This is a genomic window from Listeria ivanovii subsp. londoniensis (assembly GCF_000763495.1).
Taxonomy (GTDB): Bacteria; Bacillota; Bacilli; order Lactobacillales; family Listeriaceae; genus Listeria; species Listeria londoniensis.
The window spans coordinates 2,146,879-2,164,266 of sequence record NZ_CP009576.1; the positions used below are offsets into that span (position 1 = coordinate 2,146,879).

Sequence of the window (17,388 nt, forward strand, 5' to 3'; positions counted from 1 at the left end):
CCATTCAGTCTTCTTATTTCACACGTGGTTTTCTCGGACCCCAATATTGGTACAAATCAGTCCGTAAATAACCATTATATAATTTCCGTTTTTTCGTTGCTTTTTTACCATAAACTTCCTCAAATAATTCATAAGAAGTTAGAACATATACAGACCAAGTAGGCATTCTTTTATATACAATACCCATTTCGCGATAAAGTTGACGGACAGCTTCTTCATCCTCTAGTCGTTCTCCGTATGGTGGATTCGCTACCACTACACCATATTCATCTTCTGTTTGAAAATCCGCTGCTTGAAGTTGTCGGAAAGATATCAAATCACCAAGACCTGCTTCGACAGCATTTTGTTTTGCAATATCAATTAAACGAGCATCAATATCTCCACCAATAATATTTAGTGGTTGGTCATAGTTTGCCAAATCCTCTGCTTCTTGTCTCGCATCCGCCCAAATTTGTTTCGGCATCCAATCCCATGTTTCTGATACAAATTCACGGTTAAAACCTGGTGCAATATTTTGGCCAATTAAAGCTGCTTCTATTGGAATTGTTCCAGAACCACAAACAGGATCATAAAAAGGTCTATCAGGATGCCAGCTTGTAAGTAAAACAAGTGCTGCTGCCATCGTTTCTTTAATTGGTGCACTACCTTGCGCTAAACGATAGCCACGTTTATGTAATCCCGGGCCACTCGTATCAATTGTTAAAGTAACTTCATCTTTTAAAATCGAAACTTCTAGCTTAAAAAGCGCTCCTGTTTCCATTAAACGACCAGATCGGCGATACTTTTCACTCACACGATTAACAATTGCTTTTTTCACGATTGCTTGGCAGTCAGGAACACTATAGAGCGTTGATTTAACTGATTTCCCAGCAACAGGAAACTCCGCATCTAGCGGCAAATAATCTTCCCACGGTAATGCTTTTGTTTTTTCAAATAATTCATCAAATGTCGTCGCTTTAAAAACACCAACCACAATCTTCACACGATCTGCAACACGAAGCCATAAGTTAGCTCTAGCAATTGCAGCTAAATCCCCTTCAAAATAAACCTTACCGTTTTCAACTTTTGGTTCATAACCTAAGCGTGCCACTTCTTTCCCAACAATAGCTTCTAAACCAGAAGCCGCGGTTGCCACCAACTGAAATGTTTTCATAGTGTCCCATCCTTTAATTAAATTTCTAATGAAAAAAGCTGCTTTAAAAGCGGAAGTCGATTGTTTTAATAGGCATTCAACCAGGTCGAACACCACCTTAAAACTTGCGCTCCGGCCTTCTAAAACAGCCTTCAATGTTAATTTCATCCTGTAAATAACGCTCTGTAAGCCATGTTCTGTTCTTTACTATATACAGGGTAATAGTAAAGAGATAACCATCTATCTGCACGAAAATAAATTCGCGCCTCGTCCCTCGTTCTTGATTCCTCGGGAAAAGTGCCCCTACCATAAGTTTGAGTTTCTCGCTCGTGGGGTTTACCTCGTTCCACTTCCGAGCATTTCTGCCGGAACTTCGTCACTGTGGCACCTTCAAGGTTATAAGACCATATCTAGTAGACTTAGGTCATTCACCTGCCGTCAAACCGGAAATCCGGAATGCCCTGGCTTATTGTTTGACCAGGCACGATCACTACGGGCATCACAGCACCGTGCGAGCATGGACTTTCCTCTGCTTCCCTAAGAAAACAGCGATTATCCGAACGTTATTCTTTTTTTGTTAACTTACTTATACTAGCACACCTATTCGTTGTCGTCCAGCTTATTTCCAAAAACATGTTTTTCTAAATTAGAAAGACGTTTTAAGATATCAAAGTTGGTCGTCCCAGCTGGTTGTGTAGTTGCTTGAAATGCTGGTGTTGGTTGCGCAGCTGTTCTCACTGGCGCATTGTCTAATTCTTGTACTAAACGAATATTTTCAGCTTGAAGCGCTTCAATTTCTTGTGTAAATGTGCTGTAATCTTTAATAACCATGTCTAAAAATTCATCGACATCTTCTGGATTGTATCCACGAAGCCCAGTTTTAAATTCTTTTTCCAAAATTTCTTTACCAGTTAAGTGATATTCGAACTGTTCCGAAGTCATGTAACTCCACCTCTATCTCTATTCCTACATATTTTTGTTCTAGTCTTATACTTACCCTTATTTTTCCAAATCTCACATCATTTGTCAATCTATACGGATATTTTTCTAAAATTACTATTCATTCCTGCATTAAAAGGTTTGATTCATGTCATCCACTACATCTTGAAGGGCATAAAAATCAATGCATTCTAAATAATAATCCGACTGCTCTTTGGCTATTTTAGCTCGTTCATAGAAAAATTTTGGCGAACCTTCCTTTTCTAAATCGTATACAAGCAAAGCTCCGTCTGTATTATCAATTATAAAACCGTCTTTTACTTGAAACTGCGCTGGATTTTCATATGGTCGCTTTGTAATAAATGCGTGGTAATCTGCCACAGCAAGAATTTCATTTGCCCATAATTGATTGGCTTCATTCCAGTTAGAGCTTTGCTTTTCGAATGGTTCTAAGACAGCAAGCTTTAAAGGGTACTCCTCTGCTTTAAGCTCTGTCACAACTTCCCCAGCCCAAAGTTCAACTCCAAGTTGCCCAGAAATAATAACCCATTCTAAACCATCTTCTACAAGCGAGATTAAGTGGCGTTTGATAGTTTCCTTAATATAAACAGCTTCATCCGCATCCTTTTTAAAAATTCCCAGTTCAAAATTTTTATATCCCGTCACGGCGATGGATTTCACATCAATTCCTCTTTTCTTTTTAAGAAATCTCTTACTCTTGTTAGTGTATACTTAGTAGATTCATAATGATCCAAGAAGTGCTTATAAAAAGACTTTCCATTAAATGCGCTCACTGCTGTCATTTGAATATTGTCAGATGCTTGTCTAAGTTGGAGTTCCCCTAAATACGGCGGACGTTCTTTATTTACCCATGGAATAGCTAACTCTAAAAAATCATCCGCAAGCTTCTTTGCTTCGTCCACAAATGGCTTCATCTCTTTATAAAAATCAAACGGTTTTGCTGCTTCGCGATTACTTAGGTATAATTCCCAATTTTTTTCGTTTTGCAGAAGCAGTTTTTCCGTACGTTCTAAAAGTTCCATACCATCACTCTTTCCTTCAAAATTCGCTTACTTCCAGAATAGCATAGGAAGGTAAATCTTGCCTAAAATTAGATTATTGACGAAATTATGGTAAAATAGACGAAGGTACGTTCGTTTTTCATGACAAATTCTTGCTAAAAAGAGACATTTTGCATCTAATTGACACTATCATTTTCATTTTTATTTGTTATAATAGATGTTAGTCTAAAATTCAGAATAGAAATTTTCTGATAGAGGTGAGAAAAATGGCTATTGGCTACCCTAACGGCAAAAAATATGCAGCAAGCCCTGAGCGGACAGTTCCGCAAAAAAAGCGAAAAGAAACTGTTTCTTATGGCAAACGTGGTATGTCTTTAGAAGATGACTTAAACGATACGATTGCTTATTATTTAGCGCACGATATGGCTGTCATCCATAAAAAACCTACCCCTGTCCAAATTGTCAGCGTGGATTATCCAAAAAGAAGTAGTGCAAAAATTAAGGAAGCCTACTTCAAAACACCCTCTACAACAGATTACAATGGTGTTTACAAAGGAAAGTATGTTGATTTCGAAGCAAAAGAAACGCAAAATACTACTTCCTTTCCTCTAAGCAATTTCCATCGTCACCAAATGACACATATGGCGAGTGTCTTAAAACAAGATGGCATTGTTTTTGTCATTATCGCCTTTCAAAAACTCGGAGAAACTCACTTCATTCCATTTGAAAAGTTTTATCCGTTTTGGCAACGAATGCAGAGTGGTGGAAGAAAATCTGTTACTTTAGCAGAAATACAAGATGTATCAGACCAAATTCCTTATGGTCTAAATCCAAGGCTTGACTTTTTGAAAACGATAGAAAAAATATACTTCTAGTCAACCCTTATTTAAAGGAGAGAGATTTTTAATGGCAGATAAACCGCAGACAAGATCTCAGTATCGCAACAAACAAAATGGCAGCTCGAAAAAAAATCCATCTAAGCGAGGAAAACGTGTTGCAGCTAATATTTTCAAAACAATTTTCTTTACAGGATTATTTTTAGCTTTCTTTGGTGTTGCGGCTGGTGCAACTGTCTTTTACAATTATGCAAAAGATGCACCAAAACTGACCGACTCCAAACTACGGGATCCACTTTCGTCCAAATTACTTGATAAGGATGGAAAGGTTTTCGCAGAAGTTGGAACCGAACGGCGGGAATATATTGAATACAAAGATATACCAGATACACTGAAAGATGCAATTTTAACAACCGAAGATGCACGTTTTTATGAACATGACGGGATTGACCCAATTCGGCTTGGTGGAGCTGTTATTGCCAACTTCAAAGACGGATTTGGTTCAGAAGGTGCCAGTACCCTTTCTCAGCAAATCATCAAAATGTCCTATCTAGATTACACGAATAAAACACTAGCAAGGAAAGCTCAAGAAGCATGGCTTGCCCTTCAATTAGAAGAAAAATATAGCAAAGATGATATTCTAGAAATTTATGTTAATAAAGTCTATATGTCAGATCGTGTTCATGGGATGCAAACGGCTTCTGAACATTACTTCGGCAAAAATTTAAACGATTTAACATTGGCACAAACAGCTTTAATTGCCGGTATGCCTCAAAGTCCCAATAATTATAATCCTTACGATCACCCAGAAGCTGCCAAAAAGCGTCGTGATCAAGTTTTAACCAACATGTATTCGCATGATAAAATCACGAAAGATGAAATGACAGCTGCTCAAAAAACACCTATTAATACTGGTCTTCGTTCACAAAAAGATCGTGAAGATAAAATTTATAAATATGATTCCTATGTAACACAAGTTTTAAGTGAAATTCCAAAAGAATATGATGTTTATCGCGATGGTTTGACTATTTATACGGCTCTTGATCGTGATGCCCAAGAATACACGGAAAAAATGCTTAATACCAATGAAATCGTTAATTTCACAGATGATGAAATGCAAGCCGGTATTGTTTTGCAAGATACTAAAACCGGTCGAGTTCAAGCGATTGGCGGCGGGCGTAATCAAACAGTTACTCGTGGCTATAATTATGCAACACAAGTGAAGCGTTCAGTCGGATCAACAATGAAACCAATTGCCGATTATGGACCAGCTTTTGAATATTTAGATTGGTCAACCGCACACATTTTAGAAGATGAGCCTTATACGTATACTGGTGGAACTCCTATTAATAACTGGGATTTTGGCTATAAAGGACCTATTTCTGTTCGTCAAGCACTTTACCAATCAAGAAATATTCCAGCACTAAAAACTTTACAAGCAGTCGGCTTAGATAAATCCGAGCAATTTGTTAACAAGCTTGGTATCACTTATGATGAAGGTCAAAATGTTGAGTCTAACGCAATCGGAGCAAATAGTTCCAATCCGATGCAAATGGCTGGTGCTTATGCCGCTTTCGGAAATAAAGGAATATACAACAAACCACATACTGTCACCAAAATTGTTCTATCTGATGGCCAAACCGAAATTGATACTGAACCAAAAAGTACGGTTGCAATGAAAGAATCTACTGCTTATATGGTCTCTGATGTTCTAAAAGATGTTCTTACAATTGGAACTGGTACATCAGCAGCTGTTCCAGGACTTAAAGCAGCTGGTAAAACAGGTACAACAAACATTCCGCCAGAATTCACTTCACAGTATTATTACCCTAGTGGCGCAGCTCGTGATTCCTGGTTCGCTGGTTACACTACAAATTATTCTATCGCTGTATGGACAGGTTATGATGATAAGAAAAAATATGTTTCGCCAAGTGAACAAAAAATTGCGCAATATATGTTTAGTAAATTAATGGCACATGCATCTGAAGGAAAAACAACCGAAGATTTCAAAATGCCAAGTAATGTTGTTTCCATCCCAATTTTAAAAGGTAGCAATCCAGTCGCTCGTGCCGCATCTGGTACATCTAGCGATAAAGTAAGCTATGAGCTATTCATCGCTGGCACTGCGCCAACAAAAACGGCTTCTACTCCAGAAGACGAGAAGAAGACAAAAGAAGCAGCGGCGAAGAAAAAAGCGGAAGAAGACAAGAAGAAACAAACAGAAGAAGAGAAAAAGAAAGCAGAAGAAGAAGCGCAGAAAAAAGCAGAGGAAGAAGCTAAAAACAAAGAAGTTTCTGCCCCAACCAGCTTAAAGGCAAGTTATGATGGCAATTCGAAGCAAATCAATGTTTCGTGGGCAGCAGTCGATGGTGCAACTTATGAAGTAACTGTGAATGGAACGACAACGACTGTCTCTTCCACTTCCGTTTCTGTAAGTGGTGGCAATCCGGGTGATACGATATCCATTAGTGTTATCGCCCAAAAAGATGGGAACAAGAGCCCTGCTGCATCGACTACTGTCAAAATACCTGCCGAAGAATCATCTGAATAGCACAAAAAAGTCTGAGACAAAAGGGAATTGGATAATTCCTAATTGACTCAGACTTTTTCTTTATGCGATTAAATGCTTATTTTTCGATACTAAATAGGATTTTGCCATTGGTCTTGCTTTAGTTTTTAAAAACAGGTTTGCTTTTTTCAATCAACCACTTTTCTGCACTTGAAATAGTATGATCCTTATGATAAATGAACATTTGTCGGAGTTCCGAGTACTTATCGGGTAGCGTTTCATAGACCTGAATATTATATTTTACTGCAATACTTTCGGGAATTATTCCAATCCCTAGTTCATTTTTGCAAATATCAAAAAGTGTTTCAACAATATTAATTTCCGAGATAGAAGTATTTTGGATATTAAAATCATTCATTAGTTTGGTGAGCGCTCTATAAGAATAACATTGCTTACTAAAAACGTATAAGCGCTCTTCCGTTAATATTTTTTGCAGTGGTATTCCTTTTGTTTTGCCAATGAAAACTAATTTATCACGCGACAGCATCTCAGATATAATTTGCTTGTCTTGAAATAAATTTTCCTTTTCCAGTTCAGCCACATAAGCAATCGTTAGTTCTCTATTTACTATTTTATGTATTAATTCATTAGTAGTTGCACTGACGATTGACAATTTTTTATTTGGAAACTGTGAATAAAAGTCTTTAATGATAGTATTAAATTGCATAGGAAAAGTGGACTGGGGAATACCAATCAAAATATTTTCTTCTTTGTTACTAATAATAGCAGTGGTTTCCTCCCAGAGCAAAATCATTTTTTTAAATTGTTGATAGAGTTTCTCCCCATTCTGAGTTAGTTCAACACCATTAGAGTGTCGAAAGAAGAGTTGAGTATCAAACTGTTTTTCTATATTTTTTATTTTATTAGACATATTAGATTGTAAATGCTGTAATTCACTTGCAGCGGCAGAAATACTTTTAAGTTCCGCAACTTTATTAAAAGCTCTCATATTCTCAATATCCATAATGTACTCCTTCTGATATCAAAATTAATGATACCTCTATATGATTTATGCATTTCAAATGATATTAAAGATAGATTATACTTTACTTACCATTTAAATTCAAGAAATCTAGTAAGTACAAAAAATCAAAGTATCATTAAAATTCCGAAAAAATGTTTGTATACTAGTTTTACTAAATGGTGGGAAGTGAGTTTAATTATTTTATTGATACAATTGGAGGAGAAATAATGAATACTACCATTCAACAATTATTTAAGCATGTTTCCGTTCGAGAATTTAAAAAAGAGCCCTTATCTGATGAGGTCAAACAAACTTTAGTAGCAGCGGCCAGAAGTGCTGCTACTTCTCATTTCGTTCAAGCTTTTTCTATTTTAGAAATTACGGATCCAGCGTTACGGGAGAAATTAGCTGAGGTTACGGATAGCGCTTCTTATGTCAAAGAAACAGGAACCTTTTATGTGTTTATTGGTGATTTATATCGCCAATCTAAACTTTTACTTTCGAACAATCAATCCTTAGATAGCTTAAGGAATATGGAGTCTTTATTAGTGGGAGTGGTGGATGCGACGATTGCAGCTCAAAATATGGTTGTTGCAGCAGAATCATTAGAACTAGGAACCTGCTATATTGGTGGAATCCGAAATGACATCGAAAAAATTTCTGAGTTGTTAAATTTACCCCCTTTTACGATACCGCTTTTTGGACTAACTATCGGCGTTCCGGCACAAAAAAATCAAGTCAAACCACGTCTTTTACTTGAAAATCAAGTAAGCGAAAATCAATATCCTCATGAACAATTCGCAAATTTAAAAGCGTACGAAGCGTTAACAAGAGAATATTATGCCTTACGTGAAAAAAATGAACAACAAACTTCTTGGGCTGATAAGAATATCGAATTTTTTAAAGAGATACGAAGACCAGAAATTGCAGCTTTTTTGAAAAAACAGGGTTTTACGTTAAATTAAAATAGATTTGCGCTTACTTTCTAAATGGAAAAATACGTAACAGAAATCTAAAATCAGATTTTGTTACGTATTTTTCTCATTAAACAGGAAATTATTTTTTCGCAATTAATTTACGCTGCTCTAGTACTAATTCATTTAACTGCCGAAATCCTAAATAAGTATTTCCACGCTTTAATACATATTCCAACCGTTCTTCTAAGTTTAATGGCTTCATATCAAGAGTGCTAATTTGTTCCATCAAATTATCTAGTTGAACCGGACGATGATTACTCCAAAATAAAATGGATAAAAAAATACCAAGTGCATCTCTTACCACAACTGGAGCAGGTTTTTTATGTACTTTTAACTCTTTTTCCATACTTTCTGCCAAATTCGTCATATGTTTCGCAAGTTTTCGGCAAGCTTTATCCGTTTGGTTTTTCCATGGGATAACGCCGCCACCTCTCGTATAAAATTGCTGCTCTTGCCAAAAAGGTAAGCCACTTACATAGATAGATTCAGAATCATATTCTTCTGCTACAACATCAGGCGCAGGGAAATCAGGATGGGCTAGCTCCACTGCATATTTAAACTCAGCCATCAAATCCCCTCACTTTCGCTTGTTTTTTTCCTTCGCGACATAAATAAAGAAGTGGACATGTCGGACATTCTGGGTTTCTTGCTTTACAATGATATCGGCCAAAGAAAATCATATAATGATGCGCATCTGACCATAATGATTCTGGTAATTTGCGTTTTAATGTCTCTTCTACTTCCACTACCGAATCTTTCCATCTACATATACCAAGTCGTTTGCTAATCCGCTCTACATGGGTATCAACAGCTATTGCAGGCACTCCGAAGCCAACAGATAAAACTACATTAGCCGTTTTTCTACCAACACCTGGCAAGCTTTCTAGTTCACTATGCGTCCGAGGCACTTTCCCGTTAAATTCTGTTAACAATTTTTGTGATAATCCTTGAATATTTTTTGCTTTATTCCGATATAAACCGATGGAACGAATATCATCCATCAGTTCTTCAAGTGGAACAGCCAAATAATCTTCAGGTTTATGATATTTTTCAAAAAGAGAAGCCGTTACTCGATTCACTAATACATCTGTGCACTGGGCAGATAAAACCACAGCTACTAAGAGTTCAAACGAATTTTTATGAATTAGCTCACAGTGAGCCGCTGGGAACATTTTAGCCATTTCTTCAATGCATAAGACAGTTTGTTTATTAGATAGCAATTTAGTCTCGTCACCCTTTTCTTTTTTCAAGCCAGTCATATAATGGTATAGATCCTGCGCTTTTTTTCACTTGATTTTTGTTTATCGTTTGTGTTGTTCGCCCGTTTTGATGAAACTCTTCTGCCACTCGTTTGGCATCATCTATTGTTTTGACACCTTGTTTTGACCAGTTGAGCAATATTCTATCAATATAACGGAAATTTAATTTTTGGGAAATAACAGCCTCTTTTAAAGCTTCTTTGATTAAGTCAGGGTTAGTTTTATCTTGATCTAACCAAGCAGACAACATTTCTGCTTCCATTGGTGAAAGTGGTCTCCCAAATTCCGATTCAAAAAGACTATATAGATTCGTTTGTTTTTCCATTTGTTTTGCTTGTCTGTCTTCCGATTCGATATTTTCATATAGGGCGACTAATTTCCCCCAAAGTGGTGCTAAACTATATCGTTCGGAAATCATTTGAGAAGCATCTTGCCCTTGTTCGATAGCAATCATACCTTTTTTTAGAAGGGAGTCCATCGTTTTAATTGTCTCTTCTAGTCGTAGGGTTGTTCGTTCCGTTAACATTTCCATAGAAGGGAAAAATTCAGCATCGACTGCAAATGATTGAATTTGCAGCAATAACATCATTTCCATCTCCTTTAAGCCAATCGCTGTATAATTTTTCACTAGGACTTGAGGCAAAGTTACTTGCCCTTCATTCATCCAACTTTCAAGCATTTTTTGATTCATTTTAAACACCTCACTCCAAAATTATAACATGGTTTTCGAGGGAAAAATATAAAAGTAGAGATAAAATAAAGAAATCCCTTAGAAAATGCTTTTATGGCCGAGAAAAATAGTAGCTAACAAACAACTCATACATAAGAGCGTAGGATGATGTATTCCATTCTACGCTTCCTTTTTATATTCGTTGTCTTTCGTATACTTAGCAAATAGGTTTATTTATTCTCTCGTTTATTTACTTCTATTGTAATAAATTCAGGTAAATAGTTAGGAGTACATCCCTTTGCCACTTTTTCTTCTTTATAAAGCCCAGTCTTTTCACCTATTTTCATACAACGGGCACGATACTTTTTATCATAAACACCTATCCATCCAGCCGTGAAATTCATCGCCCATTGCACTTCTGGTTTTTCTTGCCTAATGTTAGCTTCTAACGCGGAAAGCAAATATTCAGTGTTGTCTGGTGGTCTTTGTCCCGTCCATCTAAGGCGAGCTTGATAATACCAAAAAATTCGTCTTTGAAGAGCAGATGGACTATCTTCCCACGACTCCATCCATGTAATTGTCATCTTATCTTTCATAAGTTGATTAGCCATTAACCAATCCATTAAATTATTTCGTTCGTCATAAGAATGCACTTGCATGTCTTTATCCAATTTATTTAAAAAATCTTGTGTAAGAAGCTTTTTATCCATAATCAAAATTGCTAGTAGCCGAGGTAAGAATTCTTTAGTTCCCCAAAGTTCCAAGGCTACTCCATGATTTTTTTTAATTTCTTTTGCAAGTTTTCTTAAATCACCGAGCTTTGTTTGATCATCTATCTGCGTTAAAATGCTTTCTAATTTGGAAGAATGCATCGTTTTTTTATCCATTTTTCCCATCCCCTTTATGGAGTAGTATTTTAAATCTTGTGTCAGTTTTCTTTTCCCCAATGACTTCCGCTATAATTCTTATTGTAATTGTAGCATATTTATTTATGACAAAAAAATAGAGACATATTTGAATGCCTCTATCTAACTGAAATTAAATGATTATTATGGGTATAAACGATTTAACAAGCGTGGGAATGGAATTGTTTCACGTACATGTTCAGTTCCTGAAATCCAAGCGACTGTGCGTTCTAAGCCCAGACCGAAACCAGAGTGTGGCACAGAGCCGTAACGAGCTAAATCAATATACCAGCTATAAGCTTCTTGATCTAAATCAAAGTCTTTCATTCGTGCTTGAAGTGTTTCTAAGTCATGAATACGTTCAGAACCACCAATAATTTCACCGTAACCTTCTGGAGCAATCATATCTGCACACAGAACTACTTGATCATTTTCTGGATCTTCTGGCATGTAAAATGGTTTAATAGCTTTTGGATAATGGGTAATGAAAACAGGTTTTTCAAAACTATCAGCAATGGCTGTTTCGTGTGGAGCACCGAAATCGTCACCCCAAACAATATCATCAAAGCCAAGTTTGTGTAATAAATCTATTGCTTCTGTATACGTAATGCGTGGGAACGGGGCAACCATTTTTTCTAAATGACTGATATCACGTCCAAGTCGATCTAGCTCTAAGCGACAGTTATCAAGTACTGCTTTCACTAAAAATGCCACATAATTTTCTTGTACTTTCAAGCTATCTTCTAATTTATAAAACGCCATCTCTGGTTCAATCATCCAGAATTCGATTAAGTGACGACGTGTTTTCGATTTTTCAGCACGGAATGTTGGACCAAAGGAAAATACTTTTCCAAATGCCATTGCTGCTGCTTCCATATATAATTGACCACTTTGAGAAAGAAAGGCATCTTCTTCAAAATATTTAGTATGGAAAAGTTCCGTTGTTCCTTCTGGTGCACTGCCTGTCAAGATTGGTGGATCAATTTTTAAGAATCCTTCTTTATTGAAAAATTCGTATGTAGCACGGATAATTTCATTACGAATTTTCATAATCGCATGTTGACGACTAGAGCGTAACCATAAATGACGATGATCCATTAAAAATTCTGTTCCGTGTTCTTTTGGTGTAATTGGATAATCATTTGATTCACTGATTACTTCTACACCAGACACTGCCAGTTCATAGCCAAACGGGGAGCGTGTATCTTCATTAATTGTCCCAGTAACAAACAGGCTTGTTTCTTGTGTCAATGCTTTAGCGGTAGCAAAAACTTCATCGCCTACTTCCGCTTTCACGACAACACCTTGCATAAAGCCAGTTCCATCGCGTAGTTGTAAGAATGCGATTTTACCACTTGAACGTTTATTCGCTAGCCATACACCAATTGTTACTTCTTTTCCGACAAATTCGGATGCTTGATTGATTGTTATTTTCACTCGTCTACACTCCCTATTTCATAAAACTTTTTATTCGATTTATAGCTTCTTGGAATAAGTCTGGGTTTGTTGCATAAGAAAGACGTATATAATCGGGCATTCCGAATCCTGAGCCTGGAATAACTGCGACTTTCGCTTCTTCTAAAAGAGCTGCTACAAACGCGTCTACATCCTGAAAACCTTTTTTATGTGCCGCTTCTTTTGCATCAATAAAGAAGTAAAAAGCGCCATCTGGTTTTTTTGGTTTAAATCCTGGAATACTTTGTAGTTCTGGATAAAAGCGTTCCATTCGTTCTTCAAAAGCTTGGTACATTTTTTCAGGTATTTCTTGGCTACCAACGTATGCTTCCAGTGCTGCATATTGCGCGTTGACTGTTGGATTACTCGTTAAATGATCTGCGAGTTTACTCATTCCGGCGATAAGTTCTTTATTGGCAGCAGCATAGCCAATTCGCCATCCCGTCATTGAATAAGCTTTTGATACGCCATTGATGAGAATCGTTAAATCATATAAGCGATCACTTAAACTAGCAATGGAAACTAAGTCTTGTTTATTTCCATAGTATAATTTTTCATATATTTCATCAGATAAGATATAAATCTGATGTTTTTCTGCTACTGCTCCAATAGCCGCTAATTCTGCCTTTGTATAGCACATACCAGAAGGATTATTAGGTGAGTTCAGCACAATCGCTTTCGTTTTTTTCGTAATCGCTTTTTCAAAATCAATAGCAGAAATTTTGAAGTCGACATCAAAACCCGTTTCTACAAAAACGGGAACTCCACCAGCTAGTTTGACTTGCTCCGGGTAAGTAACCCAATAAGGGACAGGAATAATAACTTCATCACCGGGATTCAAAATCGTTTGAAATGCGGAATATAAAACATGTTTTGCACCAGTTCCTACGAAAACTTGATTCGTTTCATAGTTTAATGACTGGTCTTTTGCCAGCTTGTCGACAATCGCTTGTTTTAATTCGATAATCCCGCTAGAAGGCGTGTACTTAGTAAATCCTTTATTCATAGAATCTACAGCTGCATCGATGATATTTTGCGGAGTATTGAAATCTGGCTCCCCAGCACCTAACCCGATAACATCCATTCCTTCTTGTTTCATTTGTTTCGCTTTTGCCGTAATCGCAAGTGTAGGCGATGCGGCCACTCCTTTGACACGTCTTGATAACGGTAAGTCCATTTAATTCCCTCCTTTTATTTTTACAAGTTTTCTATTTCTCGGTACCATTCACCTGTTTCAAAATCAATATCAAAATAATTTAGGTTATCATTCTTATCTATATAAGCGACTTCCCAAATTGGTGTTCCTTTTTCCATACCTAAATTCGCATGAAGAATTTTCTTTGGATTCTTTTCTTTCTCGACTTTATCACGTGCTTGTTGTTCTGTGATACCATCAGAGGCGAATTTAACATATACTTTGCCGGATTTTTTCTTAGGAACCCAGACAATGATATTTTTATTCTTACTATTCTTGCCTGTTAATACGTAATACACTTCTTGCGGACCATTGTATAAATAAAATTTGTCAGTGGACTGTAAATCTACTTGCCCGCTTATTCGGTCTAAAGCTTCGGTTTCTGCTTCTGATACTGGTTTTTCCGCGTATTTGACATACAGAAAAACCGCCACAATAAGCACAATAACTATGCCGAGAATAATCGCTATCCATTTGCCAATCTTACGCTTAGGTTTTCTATTTCGCAAAATAATCTCGCTCATTTCTATTTCTAAATTACCGGAAGTCCATCCGGCGATATGCAATTTCATTTTCGCATAGATACATTATAGCAATAGCCGCCATATATTTGAAGTCATATCAAGAAAAATTTAATCTTCCTTAAAGAATTCACTAACTTCTTCTAATAAATCGGCTTGGTTTCCTTTTAAAATGGGTGCACTAGGGATAGAATCTAAAAATACTTTTCCAAACCTGGTTGTATCAACACGATTATCAAAAACAAAGACTATCCCCCGATCAGATTCCCGACGAATTAAACGACCGAAACCTTGTTTAAAACGAAGAACAGCTTCTGGCAAAGAATACGTTTGAAAAGCATTTTCACCACGCTCTTTCCGCAGGGCAATTTGGGCCTTTGTATACGGATCGTCCATCGGTGCAAATGGTAACCTAACGATGACTAAACACGATAAGTCCTCACCCGGAATATCTATCCCTTCCCAAAAGCTAGTAGTCCCTAGTAAAATCGCTTTATCAAACATTTGGAATTGCTTCGTTAATCTTGCTGCACTTCCTGCCGAAACGCCCTGTGCAAGTAAAACATATTCTTCTAGCGACTTCTCATTTTTCATATGATAATACGTTTTCTGGAGCATTTCAGAAGCAGTAAATAAGACTAACATTCGTCCCTTTGTTTTGACAGCAATATGGCGAATATATTTGGCTAGCTCCGTTGTGTATCGTTCCATCGGTGTATCTTTAATTGGTGGCATATCATCAGGAATCATCACTCGTGCATTTTTTTGATAATCAAATGGCGAAGGAATTCTTTTTTCCATTAATTGCTCTTCCTCTAAGCCTAAACTTTTTCGTAAAAAAGCAAACTTGCCGTTCACCGTTAAGGTTGCAGAGGTCATAATGACACTTTCTTTTTTCGCAAAAAATTCTTTTCCAAGTGTTGGCTCTACTTCCATTAATACAGCTTTCAATCTAATACTCGATATAGAATGATGTTTATCCGCTTGCAGGTATATTGTTAGAATGGGGGATTTTTTATGCAGCATTTCCTCCAATTGATTTACGATATTTTTCCAATCAAGTAAAAAAGCATACATTTCTTCTAAAAAGGCACTTTCTGCTACGCCTAAGTTATCTTCTTCGGCTTTTCCTTGTGCAAGTAATGTTTCCATATTTTTTTCGGATTCTTGGAGTAAAAGAAGTACTTTTTCAGCGGCATAAAAAATCGCTTCATTCCATGCATCTTTCTCACTGTTTTCCACAAGTACTATTTCTTGCAGATTTTTACGAGCATAGCTTAATTGCATTTTTAGCAAGTGGAAAAATTCTTCTACTGCTTCTCCCAGTTTCATCGCTGCTATATCTAAATCATATAAACTATCTGCATCCGGAAATGCCATCGAAAGCCGTGTTAACAAGGAATATTTTTCTAAAGAGCCTAACTGATTTAAGAAATACTTTAATTTTCGATACGACAATACAAAACTTCCCTGTGTCCTGGCACTATCTGCAAAATGGTGAGCTTCATCGATTACTGCAAAAGCATATTTTGGAAGCGTCTGTCTTCCAGAAAAATGGTCACTTAGTAAAAGCGCATGATTCACAATAACTAAATCAGCATTTTTTGCTTGCTCTACATTAAATTTATAAAAATCATGCGCTAGCCACGGATCATGTTTTTCAGACAGGAACCAACCAGTGTGCTTCATCCGATTCCAAAACAACTCACCACCACTAGATAGGTTTACTTCATCAATATCCCCAGTTGTTGTTTCCGTGAGCCAAACAAGTAACTTTAATTTTGTCACAACTATATCGTACTGGGAATCCACTTCCGCAAGTAATTGTTCAAATTTAAATAAATTCAAATAATGATCACGGCCTTTAAGTAAGCTAGCTTTTACTTCGAAACCAGTCAGCTTTGTAAGTAGTGGCACATCTTTTTCAAATAATTGTGCTTGAAGTAAGTTAGTATAGGTGCTAATTACGACCGGTAATTTTGCTTGCTTCGCTTGATAAATCGCTGGCAAAAAATAACCAAGTGACTTCCCAATTCCTGTTCCTGCCTCAATTAGAGCATGCTTGCCCGATTTCATTGCTTGGAAAACGAGGTTCATCATTTCAAATTGGCCCGTTCTCGCATAAAGTGGTGCTCCTGCCTTTTTGAAAAGTGCTATTTTGGCATCATCCGTCTCAGGAAAATCAAGTAAATCTGCTCTATCGTAGGTAGGTTTTTCTACTTCTTTTTTACGAATAACTAGACCGCGATGTTCTATAAAATTTGTATCTAAAGGCTTGTTTGCTCGCTCTTTTTTCATTTCAATATCAAATAACAGCTCTGGTAAATAACTCTTTAAACTACCAGAAACTGTTACCATTTGTCGAATTACTGGAAGTGGCAAATTTTCTAGTTTTTCAAGAAGTAACAGTAATAAATCAGCCGTTACTTCGGCATCACTATCTGCTCGGTGTGGTTTATCATGACCAAGTCCAAATTCATCAGATAAATCTTGTAATTTATAACTATCAATTCCTGGATACATTATTCTTGCTAACTCGACTGTATCCAATTTTTTCATTTTCCCAAGTGAAATACCTGCACGATTCATTTCTCTCTCTAAAAATGTCCAATCAAAAGAAACGTTATGAGCAACAAATATCGTATCTTCTAATAGATTAGCAATGATTGGTGCTACATCTTCAAATAGCGGAGCATCTCTCACGTCTTTTGGTGAGATTCCCGTTAATTCTTGAATAAAAGCAGGAATTGGCTTTTCTGGATTTAAAAAAGTAGCATAGGTTTCTAGGCGTTTTCCAGATTCTACAAAGCAAGCAGCAAATTGAATAATCCGGTCATCACGTGAAGCTTGATTTCCGGTTGTCTCTAGGTCCACCACAATATAACGTTTTTGCTTCATCTGCTAACCTTCTTTCTATACTGCTTTTAATCAAAAATAACGTTGT

The 17,388-nt window shown here is 36.7% G+C and carries 15 protein-coding genes, 1 other RNA gene and 1 pseudogene; 3 read left to right on the forward strand and 14 right to left on the reverse strand.

Annotated elements, in window-relative coordinates:
- Positions 1-13: 13 nt before the first annotated feature.
- The 5 genes from JL53_RS10510 to JL53_RS10525 form a co-directional block, all read right to left on the reverse strand.
- A complete protein-coding gene (locus JL53_RS10510; protein WP_038408240.1) occupies positions 14-1,153 on the reverse strand; it encodes a THUMP domain-containing class I SAM-dependent RNA methyltransferase in 1,140 nt (379 codons plus the stop codon).
- 160 nt (positions 1,154-1,313) lie between these two features.
- Positions 1,314-1,696, reverse strand: an RNA gene (gene rnpB / locus JL53_RS15380) — RNase P RNA component class B.
- A 36-nt stretch (positions 1,697-1,732) separates the two neighbouring features.
- Entirely contained in the window at positions 1,733-2,074 is a 342-nt protein-coding gene (gene gpsB, locus JL53_RS10515; protein WP_038407584.1) for a cell division regulator GpsB, read from the reverse strand.
- Positions 2,075-2,203: 129 nt separating this feature from the next.
- Positions 2,204-2,752 (reverse strand): SLOG family protein, encoded by a 549-nt coding sequence (locus JL53_RS10520; RefSeq protein ID WP_038407585.1) that lies wholly within the window; start codon positions 2,750-2,752, stop codon positions 2,204-2,206.
- A complete protein-coding gene (locus JL53_RS10525) occupies positions 2,749-3,114 on the reverse strand; it encodes a YppE family protein (protein WP_038407586.1) in 366 nt (121 codons plus the stop codon). The genes JL53_RS10520 and JL53_RS10525 overlap by 4 nt, the downstream gene beginning before the upstream one ends.
- A 245-nt stretch (positions 3,115-3,359) precedes the next feature.
- On the opposite strand from JL53_RS10525, the gene recU reads away from it, so the two are divergent.
- Together recU and JL53_RS10535 are read left to right on the forward strand one after the other, a co-directional pair.
- Positions 3,360-3,968 (forward strand): Holliday junction resolvase RecU, encoded by a 609-nt coding sequence (gene recU / locus JL53_RS10530; protein WP_038407587.1) that lies wholly within the window; start codon positions 3,360-3,362, stop codon positions 3,966-3,968.
- Between the two features lie 31 nt (positions 3,969-3,999).
- Positions 4,000-6,480, forward strand: a complete 2,481-nt coding sequence (locus tag JL53_RS10535; RefSeq protein ID WP_038407588.1) for a penicillin-binding protein 1A — start codon at positions 4,000-4,002, stop codon at positions 6,478-6,480.
- 118 nt (positions 6,481-6,598) lie between these two features.
- Here the strand turns inward: JL53_RS10535 and JL53_RS10540 are convergent, their stop codons facing one another.
- Entirely contained in the window at positions 6,599-7,462 is an 864-nt protein-coding gene (locus JL53_RS10540) for a LysR family transcriptional regulator (RefSeq protein WP_003720215.1), read from the reverse strand.
- A 227-nt stretch (positions 7,463-7,689) separates the two neighbouring features.
- Here JL53_RS10540 and nfsA point away from each other — a divergent pair, with 227 nt between their 5' ends.
- Entirely contained in the window at positions 7,690-8,427 is a 738-nt protein-coding gene (nfsA, locus tag JL53_RS10545) for an oxygen-insensitive NADPH nitroreductase (protein WP_038407589.1), read from the forward strand.
- Between the two features lie 91 nt (positions 8,428-8,518).
- Here nfsA and JL53_RS10550 read toward each other — a convergent pair whose 3' ends face one another.
- The 8 genes and pseudogenes from JL53_RS10550 to dinG all read right to left on the reverse strand — a co-directional run bounded on the left by JL53_RS10550 (position 8,519) and on the right by dinG (position 17,342).
- Entirely contained in the window at positions 8,519-9,007 is a 489-nt protein-coding gene (locus JL53_RS10550) for a YpoC family protein (protein WP_003720217.1), read from the reverse strand.
- Positions 9,000-9,659, reverse strand: coding sequence for an endonuclease III (gene nth, locus JL53_RS10555; protein WP_038408241.1), 660 nt, complete (start codon positions 9,657-9,659; stop codon positions 9,000-9,002). The genes JL53_RS10550 and nth overlap by 8 nt, the downstream gene beginning before the upstream one ends.
- A 10-nt stretch (positions 9,660-9,669) precedes the next feature.
- Positions 9,670-10,389 carry a DnaD domain-containing protein gene (locus JL53_RS10560; RefSeq protein WP_038407590.1) on the reverse strand — a complete coding sequence of 240 codons (720 nt, stop codon included), beginning with the start codon at positions 10,387-10,389 and terminating at the stop codon, positions 9,670-9,672.
- A 209-nt stretch (positions 10,390-10,598) separates the two neighbouring features.
- Complete coding sequence (locus tag JL53_RS10565; RefSeq protein WP_234288453.1) at positions 10,599-11,255, reverse strand: DNA alkylation repair protein; 657 nt, start codon at positions 11,253-11,255, stop codon at positions 10,599-10,601.
- A 162-nt stretch (positions 11,256-11,417) separates the two neighbouring features.
- Positions 11,418-12,710, reverse strand: a complete 1,293-nt coding sequence (gene asnS / locus JL53_RS10570) for an asparagine--tRNA ligase (protein ID WP_003720221.1) — start codon at positions 12,708-12,710, stop codon at positions 11,418-11,420.
- A gap of 13 nt (positions 12,711-12,723) precedes the next feature.
- Complete coding sequence (locus JL53_RS10575) at positions 12,724-13,905, reverse strand: pyridoxal phosphate-dependent aminotransferase (protein WP_003720222.1); 1,182 nt, start codon at positions 13,903-13,905, stop codon at positions 12,724-12,726.
- Between the two features lie 20 nt (positions 13,906-13,925).
- A pseudogene (locus tag JL53_RS10580) lies at positions 13,926-14,511 on the reverse strand (cell wall elongation regulator TseB-like domain-containing protein).
- 44 nt (positions 14,512-14,555) lie between these two features.
- Entirely contained in the window at positions 14,556-17,342 is a 2,787-nt protein-coding gene (dinG, locus tag JL53_RS10585) for an ATP-dependent DNA helicase DinG, 3'-5' exoribonuclease type (RefSeq protein WP_038407592.1), read from the reverse strand.
- Positions 17,343-17,388: the final 46 nt, after the last annotated feature.